Source organism: Desulfovibrio subterraneus, from assembly GCF_013340285.1.
Classification (GTDB): Bacteria; Desulfobacterota; Desulfovibrionia; order Desulfovibrionales; family Desulfovibrionaceae; genus Halodesulfovibrio; species Halodesulfovibrio subterraneus.
On record NZ_BLVO01000016.1, the window covers coordinates 105,057 to 121,304 of the forward strand.

Below are 16,248 nucleotides of genomic sequence, written 5' to 3' on the forward strand. Positions count from 1 at the left end.
TCGGATCATCCGCAGATAACGGCCGTCATCCGCCTGCATGTATCTTCGTCAGGTTCATACTTCGTCCCGTTTATGGAGATGACAGGGCGCATGCCGATAAGCGAGTTAAGCACATAGGCATGGCGGAAAGAGCCTGTCATGTGCGTGCGGATGGTGCAACCATGCACGGCAAGCAGTTCTTTTGTCGCAGCAAGCGCGGTGGATTCCAGTCTGTCGAAGCTGTTTGGCGCGCAGAAGTTGGCTCCGTCGCTGAAGACAAGGGCGGCAGTGGTTGTCTCCAGCACAATCCCCCCCGGTTGCACGAGAATGGCGTCATCATACCCCATCATGGAGGCATTGCGCCGTTCCATCCAGTGCAGCATGTAGTTCATGGTTTTATGGATGAAATAGGGGTTTTGTACAGGGGATACTGAGATGGAAAGGCGATAGTTTTTGTCTGCCTGCGGGGTGTAGGAGGCAGCTGTGACAACGGGAACGACAGGGCCGTGTTCGTCTTCCACGGGGTAGAAGATATTCACGCGGGCCGGTGTTCCGTTCAGGTCGTTGGCGGCCAGAACGGCGTCTATGGCGCCGTCGTAGTCCAGTTCTTCCGCATCAAAGCCGAAATACTCCAGACTGTGGCGGGCGCGGGCAAGGTGGGCCTGCAAATGGCAGACAGCCGTGCCGTTGTAGAGCAGTGTTTCAAAAAATCCTACGCCGAAACGGAATGCGGGTGACGAAATATCCTGCCGCACTCCCCCGTCATGCAGTTCGCCTTGTCGGTAGTATATCATGGTGCCAGCGCCCGTAGGAATTTGCCCGCCTTGGCAAGCGTTTCTCGATATTCACTTTCAGGATTGGAATCTAGTACTATACCGCTTCCGGAAAAGAAGCAAAGGGCTTTGGTGATACTATCATACCAGCCGGTGCGTATGGCGATGCTGGAGTCCATGTTCTGCGGGTCTTCGATAAAGACAACGCTGCCGCAATACAGTCCTCGGCTGTGCGGTTCTTCCGCTTCTATTATGCGCATGGTGCGCTGCTTGGGGCAGCCGGTGACCGAGCCGCCGGGAAAGGCGTCCAGCAGCAGGTCAAGGCATGTGAAGCCTGAGCGCAGTGTGCCGCGTACATCCGAATACATCTGAATGAGCCGATCCACGGTGAAGGTTTCCTTGTGGGCGGAAACCTGCACGCTGCCGTATTCGCAACAGGCTGCGATATCGTTGCGGATAAGGTCCACGATCATGGAAAGCTCTGCGCTCTCTTTGGGGGAGGCTGTCAGTGCCTTCTCCATGCCCTCTGTGAAGGACTCGAATTCCAGCGTGCCCTTGATAGGCTGCGAGAGCACCTGCCCGTCCCGCACGCAGAGAAAGCGTTCCGGCGAGGTGGAGAGGATGCGCGTGGAGCCGTGGGACAGCCACGCATAAAAAGGCGCGGGGTGCTGATCCCACATGTGCATGAAAAAGGTGAGGGGGTCAAAGCCGGTGCCGGAAAGGTCCGCATCAAAGCGGGTGGAGAGATTGAGCTGGTAGGTGTCGCCGTCGCGGATATGCTCAAGCACTCGCTCGACCCCGCGCACGTAGCCTTTCCGGTCGAGGGACTGGCGCAGTCTGCGGGAAAGGGCATCGCGGGAGAGCGGGGCGACATGGGCGGGTATCGGGTCTGGCGGTATCACTCCGGTGCACAGGGCTTTCAGTTCGTCGATCAGGGCCGCAGATTGCTTTCCGCACAGGGAATCAGGAAGAATTTCAGCGGTGTGGCACTCCAGCACATGCTCCTTGCCATGTCTCTTGTCATGGCCATAGTCATGCCCGCTGTCATGCCTGCTGTCATGTCTGGCCGTATGGTTGCCCGTATCAGTGCCTGCGGTACCGTCAACAGAATGCGGCGGGGAGCACGGTTCCTGTGCGGGGGAGATGATGAGCTGGATGGCGTATTGCCGGAAAAGTCCTTCCGGCAGGTCTTTCTGCCTGTCCGCCAGCTTACTTTCCGGTGTGTCTTCGGGCCAGTTTTTCGGCTTTTGGTCTGCTCTGCCATTTGGACTATTCTCCGGCTTATCACTCCGGATGCCGTATCGGGCCAGTCCGCCGGTGTAGTTCAGGTAGCCTATGGTTCCCGATACAGCGGTTGCGCAGGGGGTGAAGCAGAAGTCATGCAGGTGCTCGCGTGGTGTATCGGTATGCAGTTCAAGTTCGCGCACAGGGGCAATGCCCGCAATACTGCGTTCCGTGCGCGGTGCGGCGGCAGGCGCCAGAGGGCCGCACAGCAGCAGGTCCGCATGGTAGGTGCGGGCAAGATGGTGCAGCAGTGCGGGCAGGGTACGGCTACTGACAGAGGCGGAAAAAACGCAGGGCATGTTCTATGTACCACGTGCCATTAGGGGTGAGAAAGGATTCGGGATGAAACTGATAGCCCATGAGCGGGCGGCTTTCGTGCTGCAGCGCCATGACCACGGGCGGGCCATCGGGGTTCTGTTCCCGCAGCGTTGCGGTTATCCGCAGGCCTTCGCCTACAGTGTCACAGTGCAGGGAATGGTAGCGGGCCACGGTGCGTACCGTGCCTTCCATGAGAATATCGCCCTGCTTGCCATGCGCGCCGCCCATGCTGGCGGGGAGCCGGCTTGTGGTGCCGCCGAAGTGGCTGTTTATGATCTGCATGCCCATGCATATGCCGAGCACGGGGACGCCGCTGTCCAGAAAACGTGCATAATCGGGATATTCACGCGGGTGCCCGGGCCCGGGGGAAATGACGATGCAGTCGTAGTGCTCCGGTGCCATATCCTTCAGCGCTGCATACGGAGCCACTTGCGGTGTGATTGCGGTTGCGGCCATCAGCAGGTGTTCCAGATTGCGGGTGAAGCTGTCGTTGTTGTCAGCGAGCAGCAGGCGCACAGGTTACTCCGGCTGAATCCAGATAAGCGAAGCCTGACGCCCTTCAACCCTGCTGCGGCGGTATGAGAAGAACATGTCCGCATGGGAGTGGGTGCACAGGTCGATACCGAAGATGTTGCCTGCGGGAATGCCCGCCTCCTGCAACTGGTCGCGGGTGAGCTGCCAGAGGTTCATGGTCTTTCTTTCCGCATCGAACCAGCGGGTCCAGTCCTTGCCCCATTCCATGTCAAAGTTCACGAATTCCGCCATGGCAGGCCCAAGGCTGGGGCCACGCACGGCCATGAGATCTTTGGGGAGCACGTTGTAGCGTTCGCAGAAGGCTCTGACCGCGCTTTGCGGATAGCCGATGCGGTTGCCGCGCCAGCCAGCGTGCAGGGCGGCAATATATCTGCCGCTGGTGTGGGCGATGAGAATGGGCTGGCAGTCTGCGGTCTTGATGACCAGCACCTGGCCGGCATTGTGCGTGGCTGAGCCGTCTGCTTCTACGGTGGCTGCCGTGTCAGCGGGTACATGCTGCGGGTCGAAGACCAGCGCATCACCATGCACCTGCCGCAGCTCACACCATGTTTCCACACCAAGTGCCTGCATGAGCTGGCTGCGGTTTGCCGCAACATGCTCCGCATTGTCCCCTACGTCATGGGAGATGTTGGAACCGCCGAAATCGCCTTGGCTCACGCCGCCCCTGCGGGTTTGAAAAGCGCAGCGCACGGACGGAATGCCGGGAAAACGGAAGGGGATGAAGTTTACAGCCATGTAAGTTCCTTTTCGCTGCACAGGGCGTTCATGCGCACATCCCACGGGTCTGCCGGAAGTTCGGGCAGAATCTGGAAGGAGTAGGCAAAGCCGATCTTGAGGGTGCGCTTCATGGAAGGGTGCGCCAGATAGCGGTCGTAGTATCCGGCACCGAAGCCGAGCCTGTTGCCCTGCCGGTCAAATCCGAGACCGGGAGTCAGAAGGAGATCCGGCTCGAATTCGGGATGGTCCGGGGACATGGGCGGGCAGGCCAGCGGGTCAGGTTCGCGGACGCCAAAGGTGCCTCTGAGCAGTTCGTGCTCTCCACGGCAGGGGCAGAGGTCCATTTCTCCCTTGCGTTCAGGATCGACTCTGGGCAGGAGCACTGTCTTTCCATCCCGCCACGCCTGTCTGAGCAGTTCCGAAGTGTCCAGCTCGTTGCGAAAGGCCACATAGAGTACTATCTGACGGGCCTTTTTCCATTCCTGCAGTCCTGATATGTGTCCCTGGGCGGCAATAGAGCAGGCGTGTACCATGTCGGCAGAGAGTGCTTCGCGTTCGGCGAGCAGCTGTTTTCTGAGTGTCTGTTTGTTCATCCGGATATCTGTTTCCGGCGCGCTGAAGCGCCGGCCATAGGTAAAAAGCTGAGCGCGGGAAGCGGTTCTGTCGTCATTGCCGTCCCGTGAAATAGTCTGTAGAGTGGCGGATAGTTCGGAAGCACCACCTTCGCAGGCAGGTGTTCCGTGCTCTCTCCTGCCGGATTCCGGCAGCCCGCCTACCTCGGAAGGGACGACTCTAACAAGGAACATGTGCCATGCAAAGTGGTGAATATTGGATCGGTCTGGGCGACATCCACGACGATACCGCCCGAATCGGAGATATACCCGGACTACGTCAGGCCGCAGGCGTCATTCTGTCCGGAGACCTGACCATCGGAGGCAGCGTGAAACAGGCGGAGCGGGTAATGCACGCCGTGAGCGCCTGCAATCCGAACATATTCGCCCAGATCGGCAACATGGACCGCATGGATGTGACGGGGTATCTGGAGGCAAACGGGTGGAATATTCATGTGAAGGCTCGCGAGCTCGCACCCGGTATAGGCATTATGGGCGTGGGTACCTCTACGTTCACTCCTTTTGGCACGCCCTCGGAGTTTCCGGAGTCGCGCATTGCCGAGTGGCTGGACGAGGCCTACCGCGCGGCCATGCCCTACAGGCGGCTCATTCTGGTTTCGCACACCCCGCCGTTCAACACTGACTGCGACCGCATTTCCTGCGGCACACATGTGGGCAGCAGGGCCGTTCGTGAATTTATAGAAGAACACCAGCCGGACATTTGCCTGTGCGGCCACATTCACGAGGCGCGCGGTGTGGATATGGTGGGACGCACAACTGTCATTAATACAGGGGCTTTTTCCAGCGGCGGGTATGCGGTAATACGTAATTCGGGGAGAAGATTGCGCGCGGAATTGCAGCTTTTGTAGCGTAGTTTCATTTTTTTTGAAAAAAAGATTGACAGCTAGCGGCGGTGTGTATACATATGTCGTCCCTGAGCGGGAACGGCTTTTTCAGCCGGAACCGCACGAATTTCAGACATGACGCGGGGTGGAGCAGCTCGGTAGCTCGTCGGGCTCATAACCCGAAGGCCGTCGGTTCAAATCCGGCCCCCGCTACCAATTTAACCCCCTGTTCGGGTAACACTCGGGCAGGGGGTTCATCTTTTTTCCACGGCAAGTTTCTTTCCGCATGCTGTCTGCTCACGGAACCTGCCCTTTCAATAGGAGGATGCCTATGGCCAAAGAAGAAGCCATTCAGGTTACCGGCGAAGTCATTGAAGCCCTGCCCAACGCAATGTTTCAGGTGCGCCTTGAGAACGGACACGTAATGCTGGCTCACATATCCGGCAAGATGCGCAAGTTCCGCATCCGTGTGCTTCCCGGCGACAAGGTGACCGTAGAGCTTTCGCCCTACGATCTCAGCCGCGGCCGCATCACCTTCCGCCCGCGTTAGTTTCCTTCGGAAATGCGCAGACAAGAAGCCCCTGTACCATCTGGTACAGGGGCTTCTTGTCGTGTGCATATCGTTTTGCGAATAGCTTGACGAGATGTAGTGCAGTCTTTATTCCTTACAGCTATTATATATTGTTGTATGCGGAGAATCGAGATGAGCACTCGGATTGTTTTGCTTCTCTGCCTGCTGCTTATGCTGGGGGGCTGCGGCAGCAAGGCGCCTGTGCAATTTTCACAGGAAGAATATCGTGTCATGGTGGATCAACTGCTCAGAGCAGATGAAATCAAATGTGGTGTTCTTGAGGGGAAGAAGACTGCAATTGCCGTTAATTATGTGGAAGGTGGGAAATACGGGTGGGAATCATTCACCTTCAAAGATAACAAGGCCGAACGTGTAACGCTGGATGACCCGACACCGGAAGAACTGCAAGGCATCATACACGGTGTGCTGGTCCGGCAGTGCAATATACTGCCTGTTACAAAGAATGATGCGCCCGATGTGACGGTCAGTATATCGGTAAAGCGCTTTTCTGCAGAGCTGAAAGGATTCGAGAAAAGCAGAAAGCGTATGCTTCCTTCGTTGGTGCTTACGTCCGATGGACATACGGCGGGGCAGGGAACATATCAGATTGATCTTGATTCCACCATTGAGCTGAATGGTGAATCCCATGCCTTTTCTCCCTCGATCGATCTGGATGTGTCTGCGCGGGTGGACCACACCAGCAATTACTATGTCATCGGCTTCACCGGTGCGAACATAACGACAAGAGAAGCAATGGCTGTCTACCGTAAAGGCAGCCGGATTGCGCAAGGCAAGATCGTTATGGATGAAGAGCTGGATGCAGTAGGGTTCTTCTCGCACAAGAATACCCTGTCAGGCGTGGTTACCACCTATGTCCCTGAAACAAATCAGGTAGACGAAGTGTATGTGCTGAAAGAAGAGGATGAATCTCTTCTTGGCCGCAAGGAGTTGCTGTACGGGAAACCACTCCTTCTCTATCTGCTGTATATGAAGCCGCAGGGCATGCAGCGTGTGCTGCTCTATGATGTTGCAAAGCAGCTTGTCCGGCTGGCGAACAAGAATGCCGGGGTGCCTCTCCCGGATCTTGAAGGAACAGAGAATGCCGGGAGGGCTGGAGGCAACGGAACCAATCATGAATCCCTTACCTCCATGGCAGGCGCGGCGTACTAGCGAATCGGGAAAAAGCTGCGGCTGCCGGTTCTGGTAACGCCCCTTGGCCGCGGTCGCAGCTTGATCCATATACAAGACGCCGGAGCAATGCTCCGGCGTCTTTCTTTGTTCGCGCTGTTGTTTACGAAATGCAGTCAGATTGTCTGCAAAAGGTAAACGCTAGTTTTTCAGGCTGTGTATGGGGGCAGGAATACGTCCGCCAAGGCGGATGAAGTTCTCTGCGTTGCCGCCGGGAACAGGCATGATGCGTGCTTCACCAAGCAGGCCGCCGAAGCTGACCAGCTCGCCCACGCCCTTGCCGGGGACGGGAATGATGCGCACGGCCGTGGTCTTGGAGTTGATCATGCCGATTGCCATTTCGTCCGCAATGATGGCGGAAATGGTGGCGGCGGAGGTGTCGCCGGGAATGGCAACCATGTCGAGGCCCACCGAGCACACGCTGGTCATTGCTTCCAGCTTTTCCAGCGTCAGGGCGCCGGATGCGGCTGCAGCGGCGATGCTGGAATCTTCCGATACGGGAATGAACGCGCCGGAAAGGCCGCCCACGTGGGAGGATGCAAAGGCACCGCCCTTCTTGACCGCATCGTTCAGCATGGCCAGCACGGCGGTTGAGCCGGGAGCACCGATGGAGGAAAGCCCCATGCTCTGGAAAATTTCGCCCACGGAGTCGCCCACTTCAGGAGTGGGAGCAAGGGAAAGGTCGGCCACGCCGAAGGGCAGGCCGAGGCGGGCAGCCACTTCGGTGCCGATGATTTCGCCAACGCGCGTAACCTTGAAGGCGGTGCGCTTGATGACTTCGGCAATGTCGCTGAGCGTGCGGTTGGGGTTGCGCTCCATGGCACGGTCGATGGCCTTCTTGACCACACCGGGGCCGGAGACACCCACGTTGATGACCACTTCAGGCTCGCCCACACCAAGGTAGGCACCGGCCATGAAGGGGACGTCCTGCGGAATGTTGGCAAAGACCACCAGCTTGGCACAGCCAAGGCCGCCGCGGTCAGCGGTGCGGTTGGCAATGGACTTGATGGTTTCGCCCATCAGGGCCACGGCGTCCATGTTGATGCCGCTGCGCGAGGAGGCCACGTTAATGGAGGAGCAGACACAGTCGGTTACGGCCAAAGCTTCCGGTAAGGAATCGATAAGCGCGCGGTCACCTCTCGTCATGCCCTTTTCTACCAGAGCGCCGAAACCGCCGAGGAAGTTGACTCCCGCAGCCTTTGCAGCATCATCCAGAACCTTGCAGGCCTTGACCATCTGGTCAGAGGTGAACGAGGCGCACACAACCCCCATGGGGCTGACGCTGATGCGCTTGTTCACAACGGGAATGCCGTATTTGTCGCCCACCTCGTCGCAGGTGGCCACGAGCTTTTCGGCATATTTGCCGATCTTGGCGCGCACCTTGTCGGCAAAGGTGTCGAAGTTGTCGCTGGCGCAGTCGAAGAGGCTCACGCCCAGCGTGACGGTACGCACGTCAAGGTGCTCGTTGCGGAGCATGGCCAGTGTGCTGAGTACTTCACGATCCGTCAGCATGTTCGGTTCCTTGTATGTAAATGGTGAAATATCGGCGGAGCCGGGTCTTAGACGGGCTGCACGCGGTGCACGGCTTCGAAGATGTCGCGGTGCTGCATGCTCACGCGCACGGCGAGCTTGTCGGCCTCTTCGCGCAGTTCGGCGCGCAGATCGGCAATGTCCTTGGTAAGAGGCACGGCCACCTCGTAAACGATGAGGGCGTTGCCGTCGTCCTTGCCGCCGGGCATGAGGGCCTTGAGGTTCTCGATATTCACGTTGTGGCGGGAGAAAACGCCGGTGACACCGGCAATCAGACCCGGACGGTCGGGGCCGTCAACGGTAACCACATAAGGCTCGGTGGCGATGGTGTCGCCCCATCCGGAACCGTCAAACAGGCGGGCGGTGACGTTAAGGTCCACCTTGCGCTGCTCAAGGCCGGCTTCGAGCTTGGCGTGCAGCGTATCAATCTGCAGTGCATCCGGCACATCGGCAATGACGATGGCCGCGAATTCGCTGTGCAGAATGGTCTGGCTTACTTCGTCGATATTGCAATCCAGCTCGTTCATGAGGCTGGACACCGCATGCACGATGCCCGGACAGTCACGTCCCAGAAAGGAAACAACTACTTTATACATGAAAGGAACTCCTAACCGGCTAGAGTGTACCGCGAGACCTTGTAAGGCAACGGCTCCGTTGTCAAGCACTTCATCCCGGCTGTAACACCCTTGTCTGTAAGGTCTCGCACCGGTTGGACCACTGGCTGCCAGAGCCGGTTTCGGCCCTTGCGCAGATTGATGCAGGCAACGGGTAAGACCTAGGGCCGCATGGCCCGGATGGAATGCTCCGGCATTTTGCATAACAAGAGTGAATTTATGCTGACACTGTTCAGAAAAGTATGATAAGTCTCAGTAACTTTATGGAGTTCCCTTGTTTTATCTCCGGAAGGGAATGCTCACAGTGGGCAGGAGAGTGGCAGGGCAAAGAACAGGAGTATGAGACGGTCTGTATTTTTGCTTGCCATAAAATTATAATTCGCTATTAGTAACCATTATTTGCACTGGTTTGCTCCGGTCCCGAGCCGGTATGGCGTATTCCAGGGTAATCCTTAACGAGACTCGCCGGCGCGCGTTGCAGGCGAAATCCTTCTCTGAAAGGGGGAAAAGGTATGGATGTTGTTCTGTTGTCGAGGTTGCAGTTTGCTGTGACCGTATTCTTCCACTTCATTTTTGTTCCGCTCACGCTGGGCCTTTCCATCATACTTGCTGTGATGGAAACCATGTACGTCCGCACCGGTGACGAGATGTACAAACGCATGGTCAAGTACTGGGGCAAGTTGTTCATCATCAACTTCACCCTCGGCGTGGTGACGGGTATCACCCTCGAATTCCAGTTCGGCACCAACTGGTCCCGCTACTCGGAATATGTGGGGGACATCTTCGGTTCGCTGCTGGCCATTGAAGCCACGGCGGCCTTCTTCCTCGAATCCACCTTCCTTGCCGTATGGTGGTTCGGTTGGGAAAAGGTATCCAAGAAGATGCACTGTTTCGCCATCTGGATGGTGGCATTCGCCTCCAACCTCTCCGCACTCTGGATCATCATCGCCAACGGCTTCATGCAGAACCCCGTCGGGTATGTCATCCGTAACGGCCGCGCAGAGCTGGACGACTTCTTTGCCGTTGTGACCAACCCCTATTCCATGGGGCAGTATCCGCACACGGTCATCGCATCGTGGATGCTGGCAGGCTTCTTCGTGATGGGTGTTTCCGCATGGCATCTGCTGCGCAAGAACGAAGAGGCTTTCTTCCAGAAGTCCTTCAAATACGGTGCGGCCTTTGCGCTTGTTTTTGCCGTGACAGTAGCCATTTCCGGCCACCATCAGGGTAACGTGGTTGCCGAACTGCAGCCTGCCAAGCTGGCTGCCATGGAATCCCACTGGGAAACCATGAAGGGCGCTCCCATGAACCTGCTGGTCATGCCTGACGAAGCGAACGAGAGAAACTCCATTGAAGCTCTCGCCGTTCCCAATGCGCTCTCCATTCTCGCCTTCAACGATCCCAATGCCGAAGTGAAGGGCCTGAAGGACTTCCCCAAGGAAGACCGTCCGCCCGTGCTTATCACCTTCCTCAGCTTCCGCGTGATGGTGGGCCTTGGCACCCTGTTCCCGATTCTCGCAGGCCTTGCATGGCTGTGGCGTGAAAAGATTCAGGAAAAGCCCTGGCTGCTCAAGGCGCTTATCTACACCATCCCCCTGCCGTACGCGGCCATCATGTTCGGCTGGACAGTGGCAGAAGTGGGCCGCCAGCCCTGGATCGTCTATGGAATGATGCGCACGAACGATGCTGTATCCCCCGTGGATGCCTCCTCGGTGCTGACCTCCATCATTGCCTTTGTGGTGGTCTATTCACTGCTGGGCGTGCTGGACATCTACCTGCTGCGCAAGTATGCGCTGAAGGGTCCCAAGAAGGCTTAGGGAAAACTCGCAGGCAACCTTTATCCAGAGGGTTACAATATGTTTTTGGAAACCGTATGGTTCATGCTTTGGGGCCTTCTCTGGGCCATCTACTTCATTCTTGACGGGTTCGATCTCGGCATGGGCACGCTGATGCCGTTCCTTGCCAAGAACGAAAAGGAAAAACGCACCATCTACAACGCTGCCGCACCCTTCTGGGACGGTAACGAGGTGTGGCTCATCACTGCAGGCGGCGTAACCTTTGCCGCGTTCCCCAAGGCGTATGCCGTCATGTTCAGCGCGCTTTATGCACCGCTGCTCATGCTGTTGTTCGCCCTGATCTTCCGCGCTGTCAGCTTTGAATTCCGCAACAAGGTGGAATCCGACGCATGGCGCAAGGTGTGGGACTTCTCCCTGTTCCTTGGCAGCTTCGTACCCGCATTGCTGCTGGGCGTGGCCTTTGCCAACCTGTTCCAGGGCATTCCCATTGACGGCGAAGGTGTCTACCACGGCAACCTTCTCAAGCTGCTCAACCCCTACGGCCTGCTTGGCGGCGTGATGTTCGTGCTCATGTTCTGCCTGCACGGTGCGTTGTGGCTGGCCATCAAGTCTTCCGGCGAACTGCACGAGCGCGCCATGAAGACCGCGGCCAACCTGTGGCCCTACTTCCTTGCTTCCGCAGTGGCGTTCCTTGCGGCCAGCGCAGTCTACACCAACCTGTATGACAACTATCTGGCCATTCCCCCGCTCATGGGCGTGATCATTCTGGCTGTGGTGTCTCTGTTTACCACCCGTCTGTTCATTTCCAGCGATTCCACCGTGCTTGCATGGTTCTCCAGTGCTGTGACCATTCTGTGCTGCACCCTTTTCGGTGTGATCGGCATGTTCCCCGCGCTGATTCCCTCGAACATCGACGCCCTGTACCATGTTACCATCTACAACGGTGCCTCCAGCCCGCTGACTCTCAAGATCATGCTGGGCGTGGCGCTCACCTTTGTGCCTGTTGTCATTTTCTATCAGGCATGGGTGTACAAGGTGTTCTCCTTCAAGATCACGGACAAGGATCTTGCTTCCGACGAAGCGTACTAGTCCGCGATTGCGATTGATTGAAATGCGAAGGCCGCCCGAAAGGGCGGCCTTATCTTTGGGACACTGCCCGTGTCGTTGCGGATTGCGGTAGCAGATAACGAGAAAGGCCGCCTGTTGGGAGGGCGGCCTTTCTCTCTGTGGGTGGGCTTTTCAAGGACAGGCATTGCGGCTGTACCCCTTAGGGGTGGTTGGCTTCTGCGGGAGGAGGCGTGCGTGCGTTCCGCAGAAGGTGCTCGGGGTACAGCCGCAACCACGCGAGCGTGGTAGGGGGGTAGCTATGGTTAACAAGTCAGCCAGAGGCAGGCGTTGTTCAATTGTCTCATCACGTCTCTGGACACGGACCCCATGAGCAGGCGGCGCATGAAGCTGTTGCCGTAGCCTGCACGGCCCATGGCGACCACGGCAAACTTGCCCCGTTCGCACACGGAAAGGATGCCTGCTGCCGGATCGTTGTCCGTGACGACGCGCACACGGATGGAATCGGAAGGTACACCGCGTTCTTCCAACTCGTTGCGACACTCTTCGAAGATCACTTCCGGCGGGGTGGGGTTGTTGTTGCGGTCGCGCAGCACGCGCAGCAGTGTGACGTTTTGTGTGCCCTGCGAACCGAGGGTTTCGCCAACGTGGCGCACCATGTTCATGGCGTAGCGGGAACCGTCTACGCAGAGCAATATATCGCGGCGCTTTTCCACTATGGAGGGAGCAATCCACAGCGGAATACCGCAGGAAGCGTCGATGACTTCACGTGTGATGTCCGGAATGCCGTCCAGCATGGCCTCGAACCACGAACGTCCGCGATTGCCGAGCACGAGCGCATGGTGATTGTTGGCTGCGGATTCCTGAATCAGGTCAAGGGCCTTTGTCTGGTTCTGGGGACGACTGATGAGGCTTATATTGCCCTCGGGTATGCCCGCCTGACGGAGCATGCCGCTGGCCAGCTGCAGGCTGTGTCTGCCCATTTCGCGATGGCGGGTGTAGATCGCTTCGTCCATTCTGCCGGCTTCCACGGGCAGGCCGTAAGGGCCGGGAACCACTCCGTGGCTGGGCGGCAGAAGATGCATGAGCCTGAAATGCATCCTGTCGAAGTCCTTAAAGAACTGTGAGATAAACTGCACTCCGAACAAGTGTTCGGGCTGCTCGCCTACTGCGATGAGCAGACTGGGTATGTCCTGCACGTCGGCTCTGGGAGCTGTCTTGCTTGACTGCACTTCCTGTAGCATGGCTGTTCCTCCTGTGCGGTGACTTGCCCGCGGCGTTTGGGAAATTTTTCGCAAGGAGCATGCCAATATGGTGGCGCAAAAATAATACGGAAAAACAGATAGTTGAAGCAGTGGTGCGGGAAGGTGTGTAAGCGCTTACTGTAACACATGCTGACACTTACTGTTGGCAGTTGTCCCCCTGAACGGCAAAAGCCCTTGCAGAGCGTGGCTTTGCAAGGGCGTTAAACAATCTGACACTCAACCGGATAACGGACAGTCGATCAGGACTCCTCGCCCCATGTTTTTGCACTGCGCCGGGCTTTTTTGAGCACGGTGTCCCATGTGTGGGTCATGAGGAACGATTCCGGCGCCCGCAGCACCATTGTGCGGAACAGTGCGGCAGGAATGGAGAAGAACAGTTCATCTGTCTTGAGGAACTTGCGGGCGGAAGGGTCCCAGCCGCCGAGCACGGCCCGCAGCTGGCCCTTTTCTTTGTACCGCAGGGGCCATGTTACGGCACCGCCGCAGGCAGCACTCCAGGGTGATGCAACCACTTCAGGATCGCCCGTGACAAAGGTTGCCAGCTGGTGCAGGCCGCAGAGCGGTTCCGGCCGGGCAAAACAGAGCACCAGTTCCGGCTGTTCGTCTTCCGTGAACTGGTCGAGCGGCTTGATGACACAGTATGGCTTGGGGGCAGGGCGCGGGTCGGTTATGGCAAAGATGCGGCGCAGGGCATCCGGTGATTCGCAATACCGCTCGCCTTCGGAAAAATTGGGAATACCCGTGGAAACATAGTGGATTATGGTTTCCGTCTGCGGGCCATGGAACCCCAGAAAGAAGGAGCCGCCGGGGCACCCGTACTGGTCGGCGGAAAACCACGCTGTCGTGTTCTTTTTTCTGGCGCGCCAGATAGTTCCGATGATGCACGAAAAACCGCCGAACACAGCCAGCCAGTTCACTTCTCCCCGCTGCTCCCGTTCGGGAGTGGGGCGCTCAAGCGGTTGCGGCGAAAAGCCTTCTTCCGGCTCCTTGTCCGTATAGAAAAGGCCCATGGGCATTTCGGCCATGCCCAGCCGTTCGAGAAACCGGGGCAGGGCAGCCATGACCTTCGCCATGCCTGTCGCCATGTCCGTCTCATTGGCGCCTTCAAATTCCATGTTCGCCTCCTTCATATGCGGGTATGCGCCGCGCATGAGTTTCAGGTTCCGGAATGTTCAAGCCGTTCCACGAGCGATTCCAGCAGATTCGCCGCCTTGTGCAGGGCGATGGGGTCCAGCCCGCGGGCAATGTCATTTGCCCAGAGCACCTGCTTTTGATGTATGGTGTTCAGGGTTTCCTGCCCTTTTGCGGTGAGCATGACCAGCTTGGCCTTCTTGTGCGACGGATTGGCCGCAAAGGAGACCAGTCCGCGTTCAAAGAGTACGTTTACAGAGCGTTGCACACTTTGCCGCGTCAGCCCCATGATGTCTGCAATCCGCGGTACGGGCAGCGGGGCGTTCTTCAATGCTCCCATCACCTGCCACAGTGCGCTCGAAAGGCCATGCTCGCGGGTCAGTTCGTCTCCGGCCGCGATGAGCCGTCCGTTCAGACGGAAGGTGGCAAGGAGCAGGCGGGTATATTCATCGCCTTCAGGTGTTCTGTTGTGCATCATGACAGAAGATTGTCATTTTGACAGTGTTCTGTCAAATGGAATCGTGTTCCTTTGTCCGGTGCGGAAGCCTGTTCCGGCGGGTGTTCTTTTCAATTCTCGCACATCTGTGTACCATGAGCAAATGCCGAAGCTTCCGGAGCCGCCAGCTTTGCAAGGGTGCTCCCGGGCCGGTTCATTTCTCCGTTATTTATCTTCCGCAAGGAGTTTCGATACATGAGCCGATTTACATCCGAAGCCGCATTTCTCGCCTGCATCGACCGGCATTTCCCCAACGAGCACCCGCACATGGTGCGCGGCAGGGGGGATGACTGCGCTGTTCTCGCATGCCCTGAACGGATGAGCCTTTCCAGCGACCTGTTTCTGGAAGGCATCCATTTCCGATGCAGCTATTTTTCGCCCGCGGATATCGGGTACAAGTCCCTTGCCGTAAATCTGAGCGACCTTGCCGCATCGGGCGCGGTTCCGCTGGGGTTCAGCCTCGGCCTTATGGTGCCGCCCGCAGACCGCGAAGAGGCGTCGGCTGATCCTGCCGAGGGCGTGGTCGGTGGTGCCGATGCCCAGTGCGTTCTGAACGGTGCGCCCATGGGAACGGAAGCGTATTGGGATGCCTTTTTTGAAGGTATGGCCGAGCTTGCGCGCGAACATGGTGTTGCCCTGACAGGGGGCGACCTGAGCAAGGCGCCCGTGTTGGGCGTTTCCGTCTCGGTATGGGGTGGCCCTGCGGCCTCGGAGCAGGGAAGCGTGCCGTTTCTGCACCGCTCCGTGGCCAAGGCTGGCGATGTGGTGTTCATAACCGGCGATTTCGGGCTTGCCCGTATCGGGCTCATGGCGCTGGAAAGCATGGGCCGTGATGCGGAAAATCTGTATCCCCGTGCCGTGCGGGCGCATCTGCGCCCTGTGCCCAGAGTGGCAGACGGACAAGCCATTGCCCGCTATGCGGCGGTGCAGGGTGGCGAGCCGCGTATGGGGCTCATGGACCTTTCCGACGGTCTTGCGCGCGACCTGCCGCGTCTGGTCGGCACCGACAAGGGCAGCCAGTTGTGCGTTGAGCTGGAGATTCCGGAAGAGGCCGTGCACGAAGAGATTGCCACCTACTGCCTTGCCAACGACCTGCACGCTCTTGAGCAGGCCACGCTTGGGGGAGAGGATTATGCACTTGTCGGCACCTGCCCGCCCGAGTGGCTGGAAGGTCTGCGTACGGTGCTGCCTGGGGTGCGCGTGCTGGGGCATGTTGCCAAGGGTGATGTGCATATGTTGAACGGCATGCCGTGGGAGCCGTGCGGGTTTGATCATTTTGCCTAAGGCGATTCTGCTCGGCTCTTATGTTGTGCTGCTAGCGTAGATTGTTATGTGACTCGTCTGGTCCGTTGCGCCTTCGGCGGGACCAGAGAGGCCTCAGCCGGGGCGTGCCGCCCCTCAGCAAGGCCCCTCTGGACTCCCCTGCCTCGCCCCTGCTGTTCGTTGTCTGGCATGTGTCTCGCCAGCATGCGAAGCGCATGCAATTGGCATGTGGGGCTTTCAGAGAATGATTGCACCTGAGCGTGAAGAA

Annotated in this window: 16 protein-coding genes and 1 tRNA gene; 7 read left to right on the forward strand and 10 right to left on the reverse strand. The window is 58.0% G+C overall.

What is annotated here, in order from left to right; genetic code table 11:
• Nucleotides 1–5: 5 nt before the first annotated feature.
• Genes HUV30_RS14880 through HUV30_RS14900 form a run of 5 tightly spaced genes read right to left on the reverse strand, consistent with a single transcriptional unit; the run spans nt 6 to nt 4,411 of the window.
• Nucleotides 6–773, reverse strand: coding sequence for an aminotransferase class IV (locus HUV30_RS14880; protein ID WP_174406298.1), 768 nt, complete (start codon nt 771–773; stop codon nt 6–8).
• Nucleotides 770–2,335, reverse strand: coding sequence for an anthranilate synthase component I family protein (locus HUV30_RS14885; protein WP_174406299.1), 1,566 nt, complete (start codon nt 2,333–2,335; stop codon nt 770–772). The genes HUV30_RS14880 and HUV30_RS14885 overlap by 4 nt, the downstream gene beginning before the upstream one ends.
• Nucleotides 2,304–2,870, reverse strand: coding sequence for an aminodeoxychorismate/anthranilate synthase component II (locus HUV30_RS14890; protein ID WP_174406300.1), 567 nt, complete (start codon nt 2,868–2,870; stop codon nt 2,304–2,306). The genes HUV30_RS14885 and HUV30_RS14890 overlap by 32 nt, the downstream gene beginning before the upstream one ends.
• Nucleotides 2,871–2,873: 3 nt before the next feature.
• Nucleotides 2,874–3,623 carry a purine nucleoside phosphorylase YfiH/LACC1 family protein gene (locus HUV30_RS14895; protein ID WP_174406301.1) on the reverse strand — a complete coding sequence of 250 codons (750 nt, stop codon included), beginning with the start codon at nt 3,621–3,623 and terminating at the stop codon, nt 2,874–2,876.
• Nucleotides 3,614–4,411, reverse strand: coding sequence for a 5-formyltetrahydrofolate cyclo-ligase (locus HUV30_RS14900; protein WP_243452209.1), 798 nt, complete (start codon nt 4,409–4,411; stop codon nt 3,614–3,616). The genes HUV30_RS14895 and HUV30_RS14900 overlap by 10 nt, the downstream gene beginning before the upstream one ends.
• Nucleotides 4,412–4,416: 5 nt before the next feature.
• Here HUV30_RS14900 and HUV30_RS14905 point away from each other — a divergent pair, with 5 nt between their 5' ends.
• The 4 genes from HUV30_RS14905 (at nt 4,417) to HUV30_RS14920 (ending at nt 6,802) form a co-directional block, all read left to right on the forward strand.
• Nucleotides 4,417–5,085: a metallophosphoesterase family protein gene (locus HUV30_RS14905; protein ID WP_174406302.1), complete on the forward strand. Its 669-nt coding sequence runs from the start codon at nt 4,417–4,419 to the stop codon at nt 5,083–5,085.
• A gap of 115 nt (nt 5,086–5,200) precedes the next feature.
• A tRNA-Met gene (locus HUV30_RS14910) sits at nt 5,201–5,277 on the forward strand.
• Nucleotides 5,278–5,392: 115 nt separating this feature from the next.
• Nucleotides 5,393–5,611, forward strand: coding sequence for a translation initiation factor IF-1 (infA, locus tag HUV30_RS14915; RefSeq protein WP_174406303.1), 219 nt, complete (start codon nt 5,393–5,395; stop codon nt 5,609–5,611).
• A 153-nt stretch (nt 5,612–5,764) separates the two neighbouring features.
• Nucleotides 5,765–6,802 carry a hypothetical protein gene (locus HUV30_RS14920; RefSeq protein WP_174406304.1) on the forward strand — a complete coding sequence of 346 codons (1,038 nt, stop codon included), beginning with the start codon at nt 5,765–5,767 and terminating at the stop codon, nt 6,800–6,802.
• Between the two features lie 159 nt (nt 6,803–6,961).
• Here the strand turns inward: HUV30_RS14920 and HUV30_RS14925 are convergent, their stop codons facing one another.
• Together HUV30_RS14925 and HUV30_RS14930 are read right to left on the reverse strand one after the other, a co-directional pair.
• Nucleotides 6,962–8,332: a PFL family protein gene (locus HUV30_RS14925; protein ID WP_174406305.1), complete on the reverse strand. Its 1,371-nt coding sequence runs from the start codon at nt 8,330–8,332 to the stop codon at nt 6,962–6,964.
• A gap of 47 nt (nt 8,333–8,379) precedes the next feature.
• Nucleotides 8,380–8,946 (reverse strand): glycine cleavage system transcriptional repressor, encoded by a 567-nt coding sequence (locus tag HUV30_RS14930; RefSeq protein ID WP_174406306.1) that lies wholly within the window; start codon nt 8,944–8,946, stop codon nt 8,380–8,382.
• A gap of 530 nt (nt 8,947–9,476) precedes the next feature.
• On the opposite strand from HUV30_RS14930, the gene HUV30_RS14935 reads away from it, so the two are divergent.
• Nucleotides 9,477–10,781 (forward strand): cytochrome ubiquinol oxidase subunit I, encoded by a 1,305-nt coding sequence (locus HUV30_RS14935; protein WP_174406307.1) that lies wholly within the window; start codon nt 9,477–9,479, stop codon nt 10,779–10,781.
• 39 nt (nt 10,782–10,820) lie between these two features.
• Nucleotides 10,821–11,849, forward strand: coding sequence for a cytochrome d ubiquinol oxidase subunit II (cydB, locus tag HUV30_RS14940; protein WP_174406308.1), 1,029 nt, complete (start codon nt 10,821–10,823; stop codon nt 11,847–11,849).
• A 281-nt stretch (nt 11,850–12,130) separates the two neighbouring features.
• On the opposite strand, the gene HUV30_RS14945 is transcribed toward cydB, so the two are convergent.
• From HUV30_RS14945 to HUV30_RS14955, 3 genes are all read right to left on the reverse strand, one after another.
• Complete coding sequence (locus HUV30_RS14945) at nt 12,131–13,069, reverse strand: universal stress protein (protein ID WP_174406309.1); 939 nt, start codon at nt 13,067–13,069, stop codon at nt 12,131–12,133.
• 260 nt (nt 13,070–13,329) lie between these two features.
• Nucleotides 13,330–14,205 (reverse strand): DUF169 domain-containing protein, encoded by an 876-nt coding sequence (locus HUV30_RS14950; RefSeq protein WP_243452210.1) that lies wholly within the window; start codon nt 14,203–14,205, stop codon nt 13,330–13,332.
• Nucleotides 14,206–14,246: 41 nt separating this feature from the next.
• Nucleotides 14,247–14,699 carry a MarR family winged helix-turn-helix transcriptional regulator gene (locus HUV30_RS14955; protein ID WP_174406310.1) on the reverse strand — a complete coding sequence of 151 codons (453 nt, stop codon included), beginning with the start codon at nt 14,697–14,699 and terminating at the stop codon, nt 14,247–14,249.
• A gap of 213 nt (nt 14,700–14,912) precedes the next feature.
• On the opposite strand from HUV30_RS14955, the gene HUV30_RS14960 reads away from it, so the two are divergent.
• A complete protein-coding gene (locus tag HUV30_RS14960; RefSeq protein ID WP_174406311.1) occupies nt 14,913–16,001 on the forward strand; it encodes a thiamine-phosphate kinase in 1,089 nt (362 codons plus the stop codon).
• Nucleotides 16,002–16,248 lie beyond the last annotated feature (247 nt).